This window comes from Acetomicrobium mobile (assembly GCF_937920065.1).
This window is the reverse complement of record NZ_CALETC010000088.1, coordinates 1-19,144: the sequence shown is the minus strand read 5'-3', so window position 1 is coordinate 19,144 and position 19,144 is coordinate 1. Positions and strand designations below refer to the sequence as shown.

The 19,144-nt window shown below is 43.1% G+C and carries 19 protein-coding genes and 1 tRNA gene; 1 reads left to right on the top strand and 19 read right to left on the bottom strand.

The window, feature by feature from the left end:
• Positions 1-157: 157 nt before the first annotated feature.
• From Q7P41_RS03695 to ltaE, 15 genes are all read right to left on the bottom strand, one after another.
• Positions 158-233 (bottom strand) — tRNA-Thr (locus tag Q7P41_RS03695).
• A 47-nt stretch (positions 234-280) separates the two neighbouring features.
• Positions 281-577 carry a PG0541 family transporter-associated protein gene (locus tag Q7P41_RS03690; RefSeq protein ID WP_303882209.1) on the bottom strand — a complete coding sequence of 99 codons (297 nt, stop codon included), beginning with the start codon at positions 575-577 and terminating at the stop codon, positions 281-283.
• Positions 574-3,678 (bottom strand): efflux RND transporter permease subunit, encoded by a 3,105-nt coding sequence (locus Q7P41_RS03685; RefSeq protein WP_303882208.1) that lies wholly within the window; start codon positions 3,676-3,678, stop codon positions 574-576. The genes Q7P41_RS03690 and Q7P41_RS03685 overlap by 4 nt, the downstream gene beginning before the upstream one ends.
• The gene (locus tag Q7P41_RS03680; RefSeq protein WP_303882207.1) at positions 3,675-4,826 is read right to left on the bottom strand and encodes an efflux RND transporter periplasmic adaptor subunit; all 1,152 of its coding nucleotides are present in this window, start codon (positions 4,824-4,826) and stop codon (positions 3,675-3,677) included. Before Q7P41_RS03680 ends, Q7P41_RS03685 begins: the two co-directional genes overlap by 4 nt.
• A complete protein-coding gene (locus Q7P41_RS03675; protein ID WP_303882205.1) occupies positions 4,823-6,190 on the bottom strand; it encodes a TolC family protein in 1,368 nt (455 codons plus the stop codon). The genes Q7P41_RS03680 and Q7P41_RS03675 overlap by 4 nt, the downstream gene beginning before the upstream one ends.
• A gap of 5 nt (positions 6,191-6,195) precedes the next feature.
• Positions 6,196-6,756, bottom strand: coding sequence for a TetR/AcrR family transcriptional regulator (locus tag Q7P41_RS03670; protein ID WP_303882204.1), 561 nt, complete (start codon positions 6,754-6,756; stop codon positions 6,196-6,198).
• 364 nt (positions 6,757-7,120) lie between these two features.
• Entirely contained in the window at positions 7,121-7,516 is a 396-nt protein-coding gene (gene rpsI / locus Q7P41_RS03665; protein ID WP_303882203.1) for a 30S ribosomal protein S9, read from the bottom strand.
• A gap of 184 nt (positions 7,517-7,700) precedes the next feature.
• The gene (rplM, locus tag Q7P41_RS03660; RefSeq protein ID WP_303882201.1) at positions 7,701-8,138 is read right to left on the bottom strand and encodes a 50S ribosomal protein L13; all 438 of its coding nucleotides are present in this window, start codon (positions 8,136-8,138) and stop codon (positions 7,701-7,703) included.
• Between the two features lie 211 nt (positions 8,139-8,349).
• Positions 8,350-9,384 (bottom strand): nicotinate phosphoribosyltransferase, encoded by a 1,035-nt coding sequence (locus Q7P41_RS03655; RefSeq protein ID WP_303882200.1) that lies wholly within the window; start codon positions 9,382-9,384, stop codon positions 8,350-8,352.
• Between the two features lie 6 nt (positions 9,385-9,390).
• Positions 9,391-9,624 carry a preprotein translocase subunit SecG gene (gene secG / locus Q7P41_RS03650; RefSeq protein WP_303882199.1) on the bottom strand — a complete coding sequence of 78 codons (234 nt, stop codon included), beginning with the start codon at positions 9,622-9,624 and terminating at the stop codon, positions 9,391-9,393.
• 192 nt (positions 9,625-9,816) lie between these two features.
• Positions 9,817-10,416, bottom strand: a complete 600-nt coding sequence (rdgB, locus tag Q7P41_RS03645) for an RdgB/HAM1 family non-canonical purine NTP pyrophosphatase (RefSeq protein ID WP_303882198.1) — start codon at positions 10,414-10,416, stop codon at positions 9,817-9,819.
• An 81-nt stretch (positions 10,417-10,497) separates the two neighbouring features.
• Complete coding sequence (locus tag Q7P41_RS03640) at positions 10,498-11,121, bottom strand: GerMN domain-containing protein (RefSeq protein WP_303882196.1); 624 nt, start codon at positions 11,119-11,121, stop codon at positions 10,498-10,500.
• A 21-nt stretch (positions 11,122-11,142) separates the two neighbouring features.
• Entirely contained in the window at positions 11,143-12,750 is a 1,608-nt protein-coding gene (locus Q7P41_RS03635) for an N-acetylmuramoyl-L-alanine amidase (protein WP_303882195.1), read from the bottom strand.
• Complete coding sequence (locus Q7P41_RS03630) at positions 12,728-14,104, bottom strand: TldD/PmbA family protein (protein WP_303882193.1); 1,377 nt, start codon at positions 14,102-14,104, stop codon at positions 12,728-12,730. Before Q7P41_RS03630 ends, Q7P41_RS03635 begins: the two co-directional genes overlap by 23 nt.
• Positions 14,089-15,117, bottom strand: coding sequence for a low-specificity L-threonine aldolase (gene ltaE, locus Q7P41_RS03625; protein ID WP_303882191.1), 1,029 nt, complete (start codon positions 15,115-15,117; stop codon positions 14,089-14,091). The genes Q7P41_RS03630 and ltaE overlap by 16 nt, the downstream gene beginning before the upstream one ends.
• A 209-nt stretch (positions 15,118-15,326) precedes the next feature.
• Here ltaE and fdhD point away from each other — a divergent pair, with 209 nt between their 5' ends.
• Positions 15,327-16,031, top strand: coding sequence for a formate dehydrogenase accessory sulfurtransferase FdhD (gene fdhD / locus Q7P41_RS03620; protein ID WP_303882189.1), 705 nt, complete (start codon positions 15,327-15,329; stop codon positions 16,029-16,031).
• On the opposite strand, the gene Q7P41_RS03615 is transcribed toward fdhD, so the two are convergent.
• Genes Q7P41_RS03615 through Q7P41_RS03600 form a run of 4 tightly spaced genes read right to left on the bottom strand, consistent with a single transcriptional unit; the run spans position 15,969 to position 18,963 of the window.
• On the bottom strand, positions 15,969-16,859 hold the full coding sequence (locus tag Q7P41_RS03615; RefSeq protein WP_303882188.1) for a PHP domain-containing protein: 891 nt from the start codon (positions 16,857-16,859) through the stop codon (positions 15,969-15,971). The genes fdhD and Q7P41_RS03615 overlap by 63 nt on opposite strands.
• Before the next feature lie 6 nt (positions 16,860-16,865).
• On the bottom strand, positions 16,866-17,366 hold the full coding sequence (locus Q7P41_RS03610; RefSeq protein ID WP_303882187.1) for a chemotaxis protein CheW: 501 nt from the start codon (positions 17,364-17,366) through the stop codon (positions 16,866-16,868).
• 17 nt (positions 17,367-17,383) lie between these two features.
• Entirely contained in the window at positions 17,384-17,938 is a 555-nt protein-coding gene (yfcE, locus tag Q7P41_RS03605; RefSeq protein WP_303882186.1) for a phosphodiesterase, read from the bottom strand.
• Positions 17,939-17,946: 8 nt separating this feature from the next.
• A complete protein-coding gene (locus Q7P41_RS03600) occupies positions 17,947-18,963 on the bottom strand; it encodes a homoserine dehydrogenase (protein WP_303882184.1) in 1,017 nt (338 codons plus the stop codon).
• Positions 18,964-19,144: the final 181 nt, after the last annotated feature.

The following is a 19,144-nucleotide window of genomic DNA, read 5'->3' as shown; positions in this document are numbered from 1 at the left end:
TACACCAATCAGCTTAACATACAGCTATCTTAAATTATACTCCAAGGCAGACTTGGGTCAATCAAAGCGCATCTTGAAAGTAGCGAGTTTAAAGAGATGGTAGTTTTAGAAAAAAACTAAAGGAGCAACAAGATATGTTGCCCCTTTGTATGTTAATTGGAGCCGGCGGGCGGACTCGAACCGCCAACCTGCTGATTACAAGTCAGCTGCTCTGCCAATTGAGCTACACCGGCAACCTCGCCAGCAAGATTGATTATACAAAGCTTTTAAACTTTGTCAATTAAACCATGATCTCTCCATCCTGCACGAAGGCACGCAAGCCTGCGCGGTGTATTTCACGACGACGCTTCATCTTCTTGAGTTCCTCTGTTACATACCACGCCTTGCCAGCTTCTTCTACGACCAATATAGCCCAATTTTCTCCCGGCCATACAGCATCAGCCCAGTGCCTGCGGCAACCGCGATGATGGCCCAAGACGTGTCTCCAAACGGTGTACCCATCAACCTCTAAGGAATCCAACAATTCTATCACTTCGGGAGCTATGCTTTGGTTGCAGAATATCCAAACAAACTTCATTGAGACGTACCTCCCTCTGCCTCGACAAATCTGGGCTTACGACGTATTTTCTCTTCAACAATACTATATACCACAGGAATTAACACCAAAGTCACTAAGGTAGAAAAAGATAAACCACCTATGACTGAAACTGCTAGTGGTCTCCATATCTCCGCTCCTTCACCCCGGCTTAATGCCATCGGCAGCATGCCCAATATTGTTGTTAAAGTAGTCATCAAGATTGGGCGCAAACGACGTTCTCCGCCTTCTATAAGAGCATCGCGCATGGTGTAGCCTCTAGCGCGAAGAAGGTTCACGTAATCCACAAGCACTATAGCGTTATTGACCACGGTTCCAACCAACATAACTATACCCAACAACCCTTGAAGGGAAAGATACATGCCGGTCACTAAAAGAGCCGCAATCGCTCCAGTTAAGGCAAAAGGAACGCTAAACATGATGACGAAAGGATCTAGAAAGGCTTCATACTGCCCCGTCATGATCATATAGACCAAAACTACTCCGAGCAATATCAAAAATGTCATTTGCATAAATGTTTCTTCCAAATCTTCAACGTCACCAGTCACGTCTGTCCTCATCCCTGCGGGCAGATCTATATCTTTAAGAACACCTTTAATATCTGCAGCTACCTCTCCCAAAGAACGGCCTTCTGTGTCTAACTCTATGGTAATGAGTCGTTGTCTATTTTTTCTATGAATTTCAGGGGGACCTAGTTCTTCTCTTATTTTGGCTACGTTTGTAAGCCGCACCATCTCGCCAGTTGTAGAAGGAACTAGCAGTTTATTCAACGTATCCCAAGAATGTCTTTGCTCAGGTTCAAGCCTCAACCATATTTCGTAGTTGTCCTCGCCCTCCCAATAATCCTCATCAAATTCAACGCCATAATAATAAGCCCTCAAAGCTTGAGCTACATCGTTCGTCCTTACACCCAAGAGGGCGGATCTTTCTTTGTCCACATCGACCCAAACCTCCGGCCTGCTTGCCTTTTGAGTTATTTCTACATCAACGGCTCCAGGAATTTGTTCGATCTTATTTTTAATTTTATCTCCAACTTCGAGCAGTTCATTTATATTTTCACCATATAACTCAATAACTATAGGCTTAGAAGTGCTTCCTACCATAATAGGAGAGCTAACGCTGGAACTTACTGCCTCAAATCCAGCCTTAGACTCTAAATATTGTCTTAACTGTGAGGCGACCTGAAAGCTTGACCGTTTCCTTTCTCCTTTTGGGATCAGCTCAATGCCAGCACTTCCTGTATTAGACGACTCACCTCTTAGCGCGCCCATGCCTCCACCAGAGCTACCTCCATGTATGTATACATTTTCGAGCTCTGGAATGTTATCCATAGCATAGAACATAATTTCTTTAGCCACTCTTTCAGTTTCTTCCACCCTGGTTCCCTCTGGCAACCTGAAGTTGACTCGCACGCTCCCCGTATCCGACCTGGGGATTAATTCGGTTCCGATTCGCATGAAACCGAAGACGGTAAAAAGCGCACACAATAATGCGAGGGCAATGATCTTTTTTCTGTTGTGCAATGCCCAGTCAATCGATAGGGCATAATGGCGCTCTAGCCAAATCAGGAAGCGCTTAGAGTATCGATGTATGAATAGCCTATCTTCTTGCGTCCTGAAGGTCTTGCTCCCCATCATAGGAACGAAACTTAAAGAAACAAACAGTGAAGAAGCAATGGCAAGAGACATAACAACTGATAAGGAGGAGAAAAATATCCCAATCAAACCAGTGATAAATATAAGGGGCAGCAGCACAGCCAAAGTTGTAAGGGTGGAGGCAAGCAATGCGCTTCCAACTTCGCCGGCACCCAAGGCTGAAGCAATCTGACGTTTTTCTCCATTTTCAATGTGGTAAATTATTTGATCTGTCGTAACAATGGCGTTATCAACGACCATGCCACAGGCAACAGTAAGCGCAGACAATGTCATCAAATTGACCGTGTATCCAAGTAAGCGCATGGCTATAAAAGTGGTAATTAATGAAAAAGGTATCGCACAACATATGGCAATCGTCCCGGGCAACCTGCGCAAAAACACATACGTGATCAAGAAGACTAATACCATTCCATATAAAAGTGTGGTAGCTAACTGCTTAAGGGAATCTAATATAAACTCTGACTGATCGAAGCCTATGATGTAATTTACATCAGGGGAAAATATGGATCCCTTTAACTCTTCCAAACGAGCCTTAATGCCGCTGCACACTTGAACGGTATTAGCATCGGTGTTCTTGGTCACCACCATCACCACGGAACGAGTCCCATCAGACCACCCAAACGTTGTTGGGTCTCTATAGCCATCTACCACTCTCGCCACATCTTTAAGGTAGACTGGTTTGCTGTTTAATGCTCCAACAATGGTGTAGCCCATATCCTCTATAGCTTTAAACCTGCCAGGCACGCGTAATTGATATTCCGTCAAACCTTCCTTAAAAGTACCAGCAGGCAAGTTAAAGTGCTCTCTTTGCAATACGGAAGCAATATGTTGAGCAGATAAATTGTATGCTCGTAGCTTATCTACGTCCAACAAAATCTTAATTTCCCTCTGTTCTCCACCAAATACCGACACGTCACCGACCCCCGGAATTTGTTGGATCATCTTGCTTACGTCATTGTCTACAAAGTGATACAACCCTGGAAAAGTTGGTCCGGCCTTAAAAATGACCAGCATAACGGGCAAAGCACCTGAGGTCACTTTTATAAGTATGGGGTCATCGGCATCGTCAGGAAGCCTTCTACGGATTATGTTCACCTGATCCCGTGCGTCACCCATCCTCGCATCCAAATCCTCTCCCCATTCGAATCGAAGGACAACTGCTGAGGCGTCATCACTCGAGGTAGAATTTATTTCTTTAATGCCCTGCAATGTAGCCATCCTGTCTTCCACTTCTTCTGTGACTTCCTGTTCGATATCGCTAGCTGCTGCACCTTTCCAGGTGGTAATAGCAAGTATTATAGGCGGTTCAAATTCGGGCAAAAGGTCAACCTTAATGCCAATAAAGGCCACAACCCCCAACAACAATATGGCAACAAAGGCCATTAATGTGGCAATTGGTCTTTTTACCGCAATATCCCAAAGGTTCATTCACTAACCACCTCCACGGGCACGCCATCACCTAAAGCCCGTACTATCGGCGAAATAACACCGTAGCCTTCGCTTACTCCCTCGACAATCTCGACAAGATTGCCACTTTCTATTCCGCGCTTGATAAAAGTTTGCTTCGCCTTGTTATCATCGGTCACAACGAAGCAATACCATTCCCCCGTGCCAAGCAGCTGCTTAATAGCCTCGCGAGGAAGGGATAGGCCTTTGTGTCTTCCCGCAACAACCTCAACTCTAGCAAACATGCCAGGCTTCAACGTGTCATTGGCGGGAACCCATACCTCAACTTCACCAGTTCTAGTAACGGAATCCAATGTGGGACTGATTCTCATGACTTGAGCTTCAAACGCCATGTCTGGAAAAGCATCAACTTTCACGTGGGCAAGCTGCCCTAGCTTGACTTTCGGATAATCTTTCTCCGTAATTGTTCCTTTAATCTTTACGATCTCTTGCTTTGAAATTACAAAACAAGTGTTTCCTGCTCTAACGGTATCACCGGGGTCTATATTTCGTTGAGCAATCACGCCATCGACAGGAGAAACGACATCATGGTAGCCCTTCATGATTTGAAGTTGCATTAATTGAGCTTCAGCTTGATCAAGCTGTCTTTGAGCCTGCTCAAGTTTTGCTTTTTCCACTTCATAGCGTCCCTCTATTTGGTCCAATTGCTGGCGACTTATAACTTGTTCTTCAAACAAATTTTTGTAGCGTATATAATCCTTTTCGGTGGTTTGTAGCTGACTTCGCGCCTGCGACATAGCAGCTTTTGCTGCTGCAACAGCGGCCCTTGCTTCTTCAATTTGCCTGCTGACTATGCTGTCATCAAATCTCGCTAGCCGTTGACCTCTTTTTACCATATCACCAACATCAACTAAAACCTCTAACACCGTTACATCATTTGTCACCTTGGAGGCAATAACTGCCTTTTCCTTGGGCTCTGCTGTGCCCACAAAGGTAACCAGGTCTTCAAATTCTATAACAGTAGGCTTCACGACAGAAACCTTTATGACCTCCTGGAGATCTGCAACATTATTTTGGTCTTTAGGCTTATTTCCATCTAATACTCTCACGCCCACTATTGCCGCAAATACCAATGCAATCACTACTATAACGATAGTCTTGATCTTCATTCAGTTCCCTCCTTGCTGTTCTCATTGCCATTACCAAGGTCTCCTGTCGTAAAATCCTCTTCCATTACGCCTATCGCATAAATCAGATCACTATAAGCCGAATAGGCGTCATATATCGCGTTTACAAAACTTGTGTTCGCGTCGGTCAAAGCCGTCCTTGAATCCAAAACATCTATGTTGGTCCCTACTTGTTCGACGTAACGCTTGAGTGCCATGCGATAGTCTTCCTCAGCCGTCCTAACCTGATCATCTGCTACGCGCACCCTTTGCAAAGCTGATTCCATATTTTGCCACGCTGTGGAAACTTCCAGTCGAATTTGATTTCTAAGGTCATCAATCATGGCAAGCAATTCTCTAGCCATTGCTCTATTTTCCTCAATTTTATTTTTAACTTCTCCTCTATCGTACAATCTCCAAGAGGCTATGATCGATACGTTCCAATCGTCCTCGTTTGGGAAAAACTCGTCTTCATAATAAAAAACCTCTCCCTGAAGATATACGTTAGGTCTCGCTTGCCCAGCCGCAGCTTTAGCCAGCTCTTCTGCTGCTTTTCTCGAATCGTCCAAAGAGACAAGTTCGGGACGATACTGCAAAGCCATAGCGTAAGGATCTATTTGAGGTAGTGGCGGGCAGGCCTCTTCTTCAGGAGTTATTTCTGGCACTTGGGGAAAAGAAAGAGTAATGCCTACTGCCTTTTCTAAGGCACTCAAAGCCACTCGTGTTCCATTTTGGGCCTGTATCAAATTTAATTCCGCCGTTGAAACGTCAACCTTTGTTCTCAAAACTTCATTTAACGCTACAATGCCCTGTTTGTAAAGAGATTCTGCCTGCTTTAAATGCTCTAAAGCCAAATCGTAGCTTTCCTGAGCAACCCTAAGCTGGGCCCTAGCTCTTTGCAAATCATAATAGGATTTCCTAACATCGTTTCTAACCATTTGCCTAGTACGAAGTAAATCTGCTTCAACAGCCTGACGATTCAGAGTAGCAGCTCTTAAAGAGGCCTCAAGACCATCTCCGCTATATAAGGTGTGCGTCAAAGTCAAAGCAGCTTTATAGGTGTCACGAAATTTGGTCTCCCTTAATCCTCCGCCATATTCATGTAAGTAGGATAAACTTGAATCAAGTTTAGGTGCCAATTGGGAAGCACTCTGAAGCTCTAACGCCCGAGCTTGATTTGCTTGTTCTTGTGCAGCCCTTAGTAAGGGATTATGTTCCTCAGCTGCAACTATCAAGTCAACGAGATTATATTTGGTCTCGGTTTGAACTTCTCCTCCCCACGCATTTTTGTCCATGACAAGCACTAGAAACACCAAACAACAAAAAGCCAACATGAATAAAAGACGCCTCTTAATGATATTTGACACTTTCGTTACTCATCTCCCCTCATTACTAGATCTACTACAACTTTCCAGGACACTACAGCTTCCTGTGCATCCATCACGCTGCCTAGACATGATAAAAGACCTAATATTACTAAACGCAACAGCAAAAATACTGATTCCTTTTTCGCATCTGCAAAACTAGCGAGCACACTTTCATCACTTGACTTCTTTATATAGGAAGTCAGATCCCTTGCAATTTTTTTAAACTCTTCTCTTCCGCGCTTAGCCTGGACTAGCAAATCCATCCAAATAAGCACACTTTCTGGGTCTTCGCCGAAAGCCTCAAGGATAAGTCTTCCTCTTCTGTAAATGAATTCTGCCATGTCCGTAACGTCGCAAACGTTAGATCTAAAGATCTGTTTCATCTTCTCGACTTCCAAAATTAAAACGGTACGATAAAGCTCAAACTTATCGCTGAAATGCCAGTATAAAGTCCCCTTGCTTACACCTGCCTTCTTGGCAATGGAATCGACGCTCGTTCCATGATATCCTTGTTGCGCAAATAAATGGCGTGCTGCACTGATAATATTATTCTTGGTATCCGTCATTTATCACCCTCCTGACCATTCAGTCTAGATAATTAGGATAAGCTGTTTTACTCTATTTGTAAAGATAGAAATCCCTAGTCTTAATATTGAAAAAACCTCAATGAAGGAATGATAACAAAACCGCAAGAAAACTTTTATTTTTTCACCGCAAGCAATCTGAGGGATTATAACAAGTACTTGCGACCTCAATATCATGCAGGAACCTTTCTATATTAACGTTAAACTTCTCGTCACAGGTAATGCCACAAAATTCTTAAAAATCGAGACCGAGCAGATTAACATACGTTGCCAGCAAGATAAAAGACGGGGGCTTAAAATCCCCCGTCTCAAACTATAAACCCTTGCACCAAGAAACACTAAAAACTTATCGCTTGGAGTATTGATAAAGGGCTCTTGCCTTTCTTCTACCGAATTTCTTTCTTTCTACCATCCTTGGGTCTCGCGCAAGCAAATCTGCTTTCTTTAAAACCGGTCTCATTTCAGGATCCAAAGCAAGTAAAGCTCTTGCTATTCCGAGCCTTACTGCCCCCGCTTGACCGCTTAGACCTCCTCCATGCGCCTTTACGATGACATCGAGCTTGCCTTCCATCCCAGAGACCTTGAGCGCTTCTAAAGCATGAAGTTGCCATAGCCGCCTGGGGAAATATTCTTCAACACTTCGCCCGTTTATCGTAATATGACCCTTGCCTGGACGGATTCGCACCCTAGCGATAGATTCTTTTCTCCTGCCAGTGCCCCAATAATATGTCGGTGACGGCAAATATTTTTCCCTCCTTTTTACAAAATTTTACGAACTAACAGTCGTCAATTCTCTATATCTAATTATATGTGCACGATTAATGATAAATTCGTTACTAATATTTTTGAATTAAAATGCAATCGCCTGATGGTCGCCATTCTTTTCGTGCACTTAGCCATATAACAGCTCACGTCACAGCGGCAAGTTAAATATCTAAAACCTCTGGCTTTTGAGCTTCGTGAGGATGATCAGGGCCGGCATAAACTTTTAATTTCCTTTCATATCTTAGTCTATTGCGCGGCAACATTCCCTTGACCACAACCTCAACGAGTCGCTCCGGCTTTTTCTCCAGCAATACATTATAAGGTACTGCCTTTAAGCCTCCTTTATAGCCGCTGTATCTGTATATCACTGATTGGGTAGCCTTTCTGCCTGTCAATTTTACATTAGATGCGTTAACCACAATTACAAAATCTCCCGTATCTACATGGGGAGTGTAATTAGGCTTGTGCTTTCCCATTAATATTTGGGATATGCGTGCTGCAAGACGACCTAAAGGCACATCTGTTGCATCGACTAAATACCATTTGCGCTCTCTCTCTATGTCTTTAGGCTTTGCCATAAAAGTCTTATACCCCTGCATTTAAAGTTCCTCCTTCAATTGCCTGCATAATAAAATAGCCATCTAAACACAAACAAGTGGGCTTCGACCCGCCTGAGTAATATCTTCTATCTTTTCATGACTTGAAAACAGAGCAAAACTCCTGGTGCGGAGTTATTCTATACAACCTCATCCGTCCATGTCAAGGAAAGATTCCTCGAAGGTCTGTTCAAGTAAATATCTAGAATAAGGTTTACAAAAACCTCCTAAGCCTGGGATTATGTTCTATGCCGGGAAACCTGCCCCTTTTAGCAATGGGTTTTCCATTAATTACTTTCAGATCCATGGTCATATCCCTGGGAGTAGCATGGGCGATATAACTCCCAACACCAAATATATCAGCTCCTGCTTGCGAAAGCAGTTGTATACGTTCGGGATTTAAACCACCTGAAGCAACTATCCGAACATGAGAAAACCCCTCTAAATTCAACCTCCACCGTACTTCCTCCACTAAGGCCGGAGAAACCCCGCCCCTTTCGCCTGGTGTGTCCAAACGCACTCCATCAAGCTTCTTCTTTAAGGCCCGCGCTACCAAAAGTGATTCTTCTGCCTCGTCTTTGAAAGTATCTACTAATATTATTCTGGTTTCGCTCTCAGGCAAAACGTTGTCATATAAAATAGCAGTTGTAACGGTATCGCCCACAATTAATACTGCAGCATGGGGAATGGTCCCCTGAGGTTCTGCCCCAGCCAATTTAGCTCCCAATATACAACTTGCACCCGCGCAACCACCAGCAACCAGAGCAACTCTTTCCATGACTGGCGCAACAGCGGGATGAACATGACGTGCACCGAAACATAATACCGGTTTACCATTCGCAGCCCTTACGCACTCCCTGGAGGCCGTTGCCCATCCGCTCGAACTTGCCAAGAAACCTAAAATGACGGTCTCATACATTCCAAAAGCACCATAGGGACCATGAATTCTACATACGACCTCTTTTGGAGAAAAGGGCGTACCTTCCTCCAAGGCATATACCTTTACCCCTTTGTCTTTCAATAAAGCTAAAACTTCTTGTAGTCCTGCAAAAATCCCGGCTTCCTTAGAAAAGATCTCAGCCACGACGGGAGCATCTAAACTACCGTTTTCCCGAAGCAAATCCCTCGTCTTCACAAAATAGACATCAGTGGTACATCCGGCCATAATTTCATCGTGATTAGCACTGAAAAATGCCCTTGGAGCGATTTGCAGGGAGGTAACATCTTCAAAATATTCAATGTCTTTCATGATTTTTCACCTCGCGCTCATGAGGACTAATACAAGCGAGGTCAACATAAACAGTGCAAGCAAAAGCACTGTTATCTTGCTTAGCCCAGAAAGACGCTGCCACTGACCGGAAGACATATCTGCTTGCGTCCCACCTCCAAAGACGCCAGCAAAACCACTTTGCTTTCGTTGTTGTAGAATAATAACTCCCATCAGGGCAAAAGCAATTAAAATATGCAAAATAGCTATGACCAAAAACATCCCACGTGCCTCCTAATATTTGCTATTATTTAAACAATCACTCCAAAGATCTTTTATATGTTTCCTTTGCAAGTTTTCATTAAATTTAGACCAAAACTTTAGTTTTCCCGCTTACAACCATCTCTGCCATCTGCATGGCCAGGACGGACAACCCGGTTCAAGCAACAAACCGCAGAGCATATATTCGACTTGTTATTCTAACACATTTTGGCTTTTAAACATATCGCAGAGAGCTTTTGCCGCTATATACCTGTGCGATATGCGATGCTTTGCTTCAGCCTCCAGTTCTGCAAAGGTTTTTTCATACCCCTTTGGCACAAAAATAGGATCGTAACCAAATCCGTTGTCTCCCTTTTTGACTTGAGACACCTTTCCGTAACAAATGCCCATGGTCAACCATACCTGCGACATCTTTGGCAAAACGAGGGCAATAGAAGCTACGAAGCGCGCCTCTCGATTTTCAACCCCTTTTAATTTATTTAACACCCAAAGAATTCTTAATTCATCATCTTCTGCTATCCTTGCAGAATGCACTCCAGGTTCGTTGCACAAGGCCGTTACTTCAATCCCGCTATCATCTGCTAAGGCAGGCATATTCAATATCTCGCTCCATGCCGACGCCTTATGTAACGCATTTTCAGAGTAGGAATTGCCAGTTTCTTGAACTTGAATGTCAACTTTGGTCACCTCTGGGCCAAATAACAGTTCAACAGGGGCTTCTCTTAGCAAAAAGACCATTTCACGATATTTATCCCTGTTTTTACTGGCAAATACAATCCTACTTTTAGACAACCAGCGGTCCTCCTTTTTTCGATATAAAGAAGCTCTATAAAAACAAAAATTTGGCAACATTATCAGCTTTATGGGTTTTGTTCATGACCTTGGCGCCAATCGCCAGGAAACGGACAAATCAACAGGAGCAGTTACTGTCACATCCTTACCTTCAACTAAAAACTTTACTTCCTTAATGGGGTCAAAATTTTCTATAATGGTGCGAAGCAGGGCCGTCATAAAGAGTAAAGCTTCGTCTTTATTTAATTTTTGCAAAGAAGAATAAAATGGCGCACTCATGTTTAGATACATAATCTCACCGTTCCGAAAAACATGAAGTATTCGACTATTTCCTTCTATTAAGCCCTTGGATCTCATTAGTGATATCCACTGTTCTAAACTGGCTACAATATTCTCTTCTGGAATGCTTGGCACTAACCTATAAGTTGTTACACCTAAAGTACCATTTTCGGGCAGAAACAGCTTAATTTCAGCTACTTGTCTTTCGGTTTTAAAGCCCTCTTCATTTTTTTCAACAACAATCTCTCCGGGGACATACAATTTTTTGCCAAATATCTTCAGCATTAGTCCCGATCCATAATATCCCAATCCGAATAAAATCATAATTAGACATGCCCAGGCAATGATACGATATGGCAGAGGAGCCTTCTTTGAGATTTCTTTCTGCTCTTTATCTCGCCTTCGTGGCAATTCTTTATTTCTCATGAAAACCAATCCCCCCAAGATCTACATACTGCGCAAGTAAGACTCTATACCATCGGCTAAGCTGTCAGCAACTCTTTTTTGATAATTCGCGTTCGCTAATAAAGCGGCTTCCGATTTATCTGTCAGAAATCCCATCTCGACCAAGACCGCGGGCATTGTCGCTCCCCTAAGCACGAAAAAGGGTGCTTGGGCTACTCGTCGCATGTTCAATCCAGAGTGATTACCTGCTTTATACAAAACTTCAGCAAAAGACAAACTTTGTTCAATCTTAACGTTCTGCTCCATGTCTCCTAAAATCTGCAATAAGAGTTTTGTTCGTTTATCAGCAATTTTATTCACGTCGTCTGTTCCCTCACCCAGCTCCCTATTTTCTATCAACGCTAGCTTCATGGCGTCCTCATCGGTTGGTAGGGCCATTATATAGATCTCAATTCCCCTGGCACTTCGGCCTGCCGGCAAAGCATTACAATGAAGACTCACAAATAAATCCCCATCCCAGTCATTAGCGAGTTTTGTCCTCTCATCAAGTCGCAAATATATATCCTGCGAACGCGTCAGCCTGGCTTTTATCCCACGCTTCTCGAGAACCTTTATCAGAATTTGGCCGACTTTTAAATTGATGTCCTTTTCCCTGATGCCGTTTGCTACTGCCCCTGGATCTTTGCCTCCATGGCCCGGATCAATTACAACTAACCGTGGTTTAGAGCCCTTTGGCGCTGCCCTTTTTGGGTCGTCACGAACTTGAGAAGGCACGAAAATATCATCAGTACTTTTTTGAGATGTAACGTCGCTACTTAAGCCCTCATTTATAAAAAAGTCAACCACATATCGAGGCGGTGAAGACAGATTAAAATAAGATATCCTATGAAATGAATGCTCAATTTCAATAATCGCTGTCCCATTTCTTTGATTTACCGAGACTTCAGGAAAGGGTCCCTGCTGTTTAATGTCTTTGACCAGATCATCCACAAGCACTCCGTTAAATTTAAGCACCAACTTAGACGGTTTTTTTTCTACAAAAGGAGATACATCAGAAGATAGATCTAAAACCAGTCTGACTCTATCTTCCCATTGGCCCCACCGTAGTCCAACGATCTTAGTCGCAAAAGACGCTGAGCTGCTTTGTTCTATTTTTTTGACGTCTCCCCGAACAATTACATCGCTGACGACAAAATCATCTGTGGTTGCCTCAGTCTTGCCGGCCCATTTTAAGGTCTTGCCGTCGCCTACGAGAGGTGTTAGCAACTTTAAAGTAGTATTTGCCTCAAGCCACCAATGTCCATCTTTGTACGTTGGGATAGAGGTGAGGGGAATTATATTATGCCCATCCCTTTTAGCCACCGCAGCACCAGGCACCAGTTCAAGGGTATTTTCCCCCTTTTTAGCCAAAAAAGATTTTTCGTTGGAGCTAACCTCCAGCTTAAGCTTGGCTGCAACAACGTCTATGGGTGCTAAGTTGTGCTCATTCACTTTAAGGACCAAGACGTAGCCGAGATTTTCAACGCCATGCCATAAAATCCACTTTTCTGCAGCATAGACAACATCCTTGGCTGCCAATGCTGGTAACAATAAAAGAAACATAAAGACAAACAAATACTTAATCTTCTTAATTTCCTGCCGACGCCACATCTTCAATCACCAAAGAAGGAGACCCCACACTCCCATAAAATTTTAAATCGCTTCCTACCTCCACTACGCGGGACAAAATATCATAAATATTGCCCGCTATTGTCATTCCAGAAACGGGCTCTTCAATCATGCCCTTCTTAATACAAGCACCTTTAACACCTAGCGATAGATCGCCAGTTGTTGGGTCAAAGGTATGTAGGCCAAGCAAATCCACCACATAAATTCCAAAGTTTATACCGCTTAGAAGGCTTCGCAAATTTCTGGTGCCAGGCGTTATAAAGAGGTTTGAGGCTCCCACTTCAGGCAAGGAACCTGTCCCCCGAACGCAGTTGCCCGTCGAAGGAACCCCGTCCATCCTTGCGTGTTCTAGATTATATAAAAAGTTGGTCAATACTCCACTTTCAAGCAAAACTGTTTTTTGAGCAGGAACACCCTCTCCGTCAAAAGCGTAACTTCCTATGCCCCTCTTTACGGTCGCATCGTCGACTAAATTAACATTACAGGAGACAACCTGATGGCCCATCTTGCCTGCGAGCCACGATTTGCCCTTATGAACGCTATCCGCTAAAAGAGAATCTTCTAGCAAAGACACGATCGAAGCCGCGGCCACACTATCCAATACCACAATATATCTGCCGCTTTTAAGGGGGTTGCCGCCCAAGGTCAAACCCGTCCTCTGTACTGCATGCCTAGCTATACTCAGATAATCCAGATCATTTGCGTAACGACGCTCTTCTCCAAAACCACCTATTTCTACCTTGTTGTCGTCGCTCATTATTAGTGTAACATCACACCTAGCAACTGTCTCCCTTTGCCATCCATAAAACCCTGCGCTAGACAAATAAAGTGTCTGTTCATAACCCTCTCCATAAAAAGCCTCTCGTATCGATGTAACTCGCTTATCGATACAGCGTACTTCATCAGAAATTGAGGAACATATCTTCTCTCCACGTTCAAAACCAGGACCTTCAGCTATAAGGGGATCGAAAATATCTTGGTCTTGAAAGGCTCTATTGCACTCATGATTTAATCCGGCAAAAGGATTAGGATCGTTGTTCTGACAATTATAAGTTGCCCATTCAATAACTTGAGTCAAGACATCTTTGGTCAACATGTTAGTATAGGCAATACCTTGCCTGCCTTCTGCATCGATGACTCGCAAGCCTAAAGATACCGACTGACCTTCAAGTTTTTCATCTAGATCGCCATCCATAAATGAAAGAGCAAATGAAACGTTGGCCTTATATAATACATCTCCTTCTTTGATGTTTTTCCTGTTCTGCAGTCGATCCAGCATCCAATAGGCCACAGACTCTACAAACTCTTCTTTCGGCAAATCTATCGTAATCGACATAACTCTTCCGCGATGACCTTTGCAGCCTTCTCAACATCTTCGAAACTTACGTCGCGGTGCGTAACCAACCTTATCTTCTCAGGAGTAGGGTTAAATAAAACGCCCCTTTGCCTACATTTTTCTGCTAAAAGGGCCTCATCTACGGAACTTTCTACGTCAAAATATACCATATTTGTGGGTTTTGACACCTCTACCACCTTGACTCCTTCGCTCGTCAAACGATCTTTTAGAATTTTTGCCTTTTCATGATCATGTCTTAGGTCAGGATAATTTCTCAAAGCTATTATGCCAGCAGCAGCAATAACTCCCGCTTGGCGTAAACCACCACCAACTCGCTTCCGCCAATGCCTGGCCCTTCTTATGTAGTCCTTACTGCCACAAATAAGCGACCCTATCGGGGCTCCTAAGCCTTTAGAGAGGCAAAATTGCACTGAATCCACCGACTCAGTGTAAACTATCGGTTCCACTCCCCAAGCAATGGCAGCATTAAATATTCTGGCTCCATCAAGATGTACAGAAAGTCCCCTATTTTTAGCGAGGCTAACCATTGATAAAAAATCTTCGGGGGATATAGCAACACCTCCACAAGCATTATGGGTGTTTTCTAGACACAGCAATTTAGCCGGAGCATAGTGAACATTTTCAGGCCTACAAAAAGACAATACTTCTTCAGGCTTTGGAATGCCATCGCCATCGTTCACGCAAAGAGGTACAAGCCCACCTAAGGCTGACAATCCTCCTCCTTCGTTAACATAAATGTGACTTTTATAACCCAATATGACTCCATCTCCACGATTGCAATGAGTGAGCAAAGAAACTATATTTCCCATTGTTCCTGAACAAACGAATAAGGCTGCCTCTTGGCCTGTTATTTCTGCAGCGAGTTGCTCCAATTTTATTACCGTTGGATCTTCTTGATAAACGTCATCTCCAACTTCTGCTTCGGCCATAGCCCTCCTCATTTCAAAAGAGGGTTTAGTCACGGTATCGCTCCTTAGATCGATAATTGACATTGTTTATTCTCCTTCCTTAAATTACGAAAATTTACAAAACCTAATTTAGAGTAAGCGCAATTTTGACCAACTAGGGCAAAATCTGGCTAATCTAAATTATAATACAAAGTACGAATCTAATTGACCTGGCGCCATATTTGGCTCTAAAAAGTCCCTCCAATTTACTCCAGAAGTCAGCTATAAGAAATTGCTTTTATGGAGGTTGAACAATGTTTAGCAAAAGAGATTTTTTTAAATTCACACAAAGTAAATCGTATGTCTCAGGCATAGACTTGGTTGCACATGAAGAAAATATTTTAATAACGGTAAACAAATCACCCTTTGTGACCCTAAGAGCTTCACGAAGCGATCTAAGAGAACTAGCAATAGGTCATTTATTAACCTGTGGTGTTATAAAGCGTTACGACGACATAAAACACATAGAAACAGCAGATGATTACGTTGTGAACGTCGAGTTGAAGACAAAGCCATCACTACAAGAAAAAAGCGACTTCAAATATATCGATGCAAACTGGGCAATTAATGTAAAAATAATTTTTGATGGCATGAGATTGCTTGAAGATGCTCCGTTTTACAGGAAAACTGGTGCCTTTCATGGGGCTATTCTAATGCATAATAGTGGACACAAATACTTTTTGTTAGAAGACATATCTAGGCATAATGTCGTAGAAAAAGCTATAGGCAAGGCCTTAGAGAAAAGGGTCAAAATGGAAGAATGCCTAATGTTGATTTCAGGAAGATTAATGTGCGAATTAGTAAGTAAAATCTTAATCGCAAAGATCCCGATATTAGGCAGCGTTTCAGCGACTACTTGCGAAGCAATAGAGATGGCCCAAAAGTACGGAGTTACTTTAATCGGGTTCATACGAGAAGGAAGAATGAATGTTTATACACATCCCGCTAGAATTACCTAGGTTTTTCTCAGCCAAAGAGATTAACTCCTCTGGCACCATGTGATTTGGGACATCAATACCCATCTCAAAGCCAGGCCTGATGGACCCGTGAAAATCACTTCCAGCGGTTGGCTGTAAATCAAATTTATCCGCTAACTTCAGGAAACTAAAAATATCCTCAGCCCTGTGATGGCTTGAGTAACACTCCAATCCCCATAAACCGAAACTCTTAAGTTTTTCGAGCAACTTCTCCAATTCATCGAAGGTCAAACGCATTTCGCCCGGATGAGCTAAAACAGATAACCCTTTCGCGTTATTTATCAGTGCAATACACCTTTCAGGTGAAAGAGTTTTCCTGGCAACGTAAGCCGGCGCACCTCTACCAAGATATTTAACAAATGCTTCTTTAATATCAGAAACATAACCTTTTCTAAGCAACACCTTTGCAATATGGGGTCTTGCTATCACCTCGCCTTTTGACTCTCTTGCAACCTCTTCAAGCGTAATCTCCATACCCAAGGACCTGAGCTTTTCACATATGGCGACGTTTCTTTCATGCCTGTGCATTCTAATAGTCGCTAAAGCTTTTTGCAGTAAAGGATCATCGTAGTCAAAACCATAACCCAAGATATGAACAATACAACGATGTTCAGCGGAAAGCTCAATGCCGCTCAAACCAGCTAGTTTATGAACGATACAGGCTCGTTCAAACTCCTCCAGACCACCTGTCGTATCGTGATCAGTAAGAGATAGCAAAGATATTCCCTTTTCTTTTGCCTTTGATACTAAATCCGAGGGAGATAAAGTCCCATCAGATGCAGTGGAGTGAACATGTAAATCTATTAACAAGAGATATCACTCCAGGTAATTTTTAATTTCAAAGATGGAGGCTACATCAAGCAGAACTATAAGATCTCCTTCTTTAGTTCTAACTATGCCTTGAAGGTATTCCCTCTCTATTGCAGAATCGATAGATTCCGCAGTTTCGACTTGGCTTGATTGCACCGCCCTGACTTCGTGAACCGAATCAACTAATATGCCAAACATTATGTCTTCCTCTTCAACAACCACTATCCTTGATTCGTTGCGACGCTCAATCTCTCCTCGGCTCATTTTTACGGCAATATCCATTACGGGAATTACTGTCCCCCTCAGATTGATTACTCCGCATACGTATGGCGGTGCGTTTGGAACCCTGGTTATATTTTCCGGTATCCGCACGATCTCTCTTACTTGTGATACTTCAATAGCATAATGTTCTTCAAACAGATTAAAAACCAACAACGTAGCCTCTTTGCTTCCTTTTGCCTCCTGGGACATATCTCTACTCGTTGATATGCTCTCAATAACTTCCATCTTTGAATATCTCCCCTTTAAATAAGATTCCAAGGCTCAAAGCAAATTATATCTCCCATTAAAGTTAAAATTCGAATTCCATCAACATCTAATAGAGCGAACGAAGCGGGATTTTTGCCCTTTGGCAGACTAGCCGAACCGGGATTTAAAAAAATCGTTTTTCCTTCACGGGTAATAGAGCTAACGTGCGTGTGTCCCGTAAGTACTAAATCGGCATTGAACGTCGACGCTAGATTCCCTGGCTTTCCAAGATCCGTACCATGCAAGGCAAGTATTAACCTACCATCCCACCATAAGACGGAATAAGGATCTGATATAGGCCACTTCAGTATAGCAGCATCTATATCGGCATCGCAATTGCCTCGAATAATTATGACAGGGATTTTAGAGAGATTGATTTCTTCTGCCAATTCCCTTGGCGCATATTCCTCGGGAAGAGGATTACGAGGGCCATGGTACAAGACATCACCAAGATGAATAATAAGGTTTGATCCTCGCCAAAGGCGCTCTGCTTCCCTCCAAGCCTTTAAGCTTCCATGTGTATCTGAAATAACTGCTATCTTTATAGACATATAAAACCTCATCCTTCCCTCAAGGATAACACGTCCTTTAAAAGTGAATACGAAGTCTCCTTGGGTCCGGAGCCGGAACCACTAATACATATTTCGCCTATGACATCGGTCAAAAGCAGCGCACCTATGGAAAAACCTTCTAAGTGAGCCAAAGGATGGTTTAAGGAAAGAATTTCTGGACTCACACTAATATGTATCTCGTTAGAATTTGCTTCAATCCTGGAAAGGAGCTTTAATTTACCTCCCCTTCTTTTGGCTTCTTCGATATTTTGCGCCGTTATATTTCTAATCCCCTTTATGGAAGCTTGTTTGAGATCGACATTCGCCGACATTAAACTCCTTGCAACTATTGCGGTTTTAGCCGCAGCCTCCAGTCCATCTATGTCAACCCATGGATTTTGCTCCGAAAGGCCACGCCTTTGGGCTTCCAGCAAGGCTTCATCAAAAGTACTTCCCATTCCCATTACAGTAAGTACAAAATTACAGGTACCATTGAGTATCCCCTCAAACCTTCTAATGCAACATCCCGGCAAACCATGACGTACCAAGGAAAAAAGTGGAGTACCCGATAAAACGGTAGCCTCATAAAGTAATTTTACGCCTATCTCCAATGACTCTCGTGTTAATTCATCAAAATGCAAGCTCATAGCGCCTGTATTAGCGGTAACTACATGCTTGCCTCTTTTAATAGCCTTTTTCATGATAGATCTGGCAGGTTCCCCGATTTCAAAATCAGATGGAGTACATTCAACTAAAATATCATAATCCAGGTCTTCCAACATCTCATTTGCGTCACTTATAACCAAAGTGCCCTCGCTCTCCAGAGCATCAATCCTTCCCGTTAAAGCTTCCCATTGAAGCAGCCTATCTACATCGATACCATGGGAGTTAAAAACACATCCTCGACTTCGAGTGGCAACTCCCACAAGGGAAATTGAGGCACTTTCTACAACATCTCGCTTCCTACCCAGTAATTCGCAAAAAGCCCTTCCAACTCTACCACACCCAAAAAGCAAAACCTTCACCGCAACGTGCCCCCCTTCCCTACATCCCCTTACAGGGATGATCGGACAAAAAGTCATTACAAATTTTACATAAAGAGTGTATCATAATACCTTGAAATTTATAACATTTCTTTGAGGGGCATAAATGTCACAAATAACAACAAAGCAGGCACATGGCAACGACCTACTCTCCCACGGGTCC

Coding starts and splice junctions, on each gene's coding strand:
- Q7P41_RS03690 (WP_303882209.1), bottom strand. CDS start 577: ATGAAGTTTGTTTGGATATTCTGCAACCAAAGCATAGCTCCCGAAGTG.
- Q7P41_RS03685 (WP_303882208.1), bottom strand. CDS start 3,678: ATGAACCTTTGGGATATTGCGGTAAAAAGACCAATTGCCACATTAATG.
- Q7P41_RS03680 (WP_303882207.1), bottom strand. CDS start 4,826: ATGAAGATCAAGACTATCGTTATAGTAGTGATTGCATTGGTATTTGCG.
- Q7P41_RS03670 (WP_303882204.1), bottom strand. CDS start 6,756: ATGACGGATACCAAGAATAATATTATCAGTGCAGCACGCCATTTATTT.
- rplM (WP_303882201.1), bottom strand. CDS start 8,138: ATGCAGGGGTATAAGACTTTTATGGCAAAGCCTAAAGACATAGAGAGA.
- Q7P41_RS03655 (WP_303882200.1), bottom strand. CDS start 9,384: ATGAAAGACATTGAATATTTTGAAGATGTTACCTCCCTGCAAATCGCT.
- secG (WP_303882199.1), bottom strand. CDS start 9,624: ATGTTTTTGGTCATAGCTATTTTGCATATTTTAATTGCTTTTGCCCTG.
- Q7P41_RS03640 (WP_303882196.1), bottom strand. CDS start 11,121: ATGAGAAATAAAGAATTGCCACGAAGGCGAGATAAAGAGCAGAAAGAA.
- Q7P41_RS03635 (WP_303882195.1), bottom strand. CDS start 12,750: ATGTGGCGTCGGCAGGAAATTAAGAAGATTAAGTATTTGTTTGTCTTT.
- Q7P41_RS03630 (WP_303882193.1), bottom strand. CDS start 14,104: ATGTCGATTACGATAGATTTGCCGAAAGAAGAGTTTGTAGAGTCTGTG.
- ltaE (WP_303882191.1), bottom strand. CDS start 15,117: ATGTCAATTATCGATCTAAGGAGCGATACCGTGACTAAACCCTCTTTT.
- fdhD (WP_303882189.1), top strand. CDS start 15,327: ATGTTTAGCAAAAGAGATTTTTTTAAATTCACACAAAGTAAATCGTAT.
- Q7P41_RS03610 (WP_303882187.1), bottom strand. CDS start 17,366: ATGGAAGTTATTGAGAGCATATCAACGAGTAGAGATATGTCCCAGGAG.
- yfcE (WP_303882186.1), bottom strand. CDS start 17,938: ATGTCTATAAAGATAGCAGTTATTTCAGATACACATGGAAGCTTAAAG.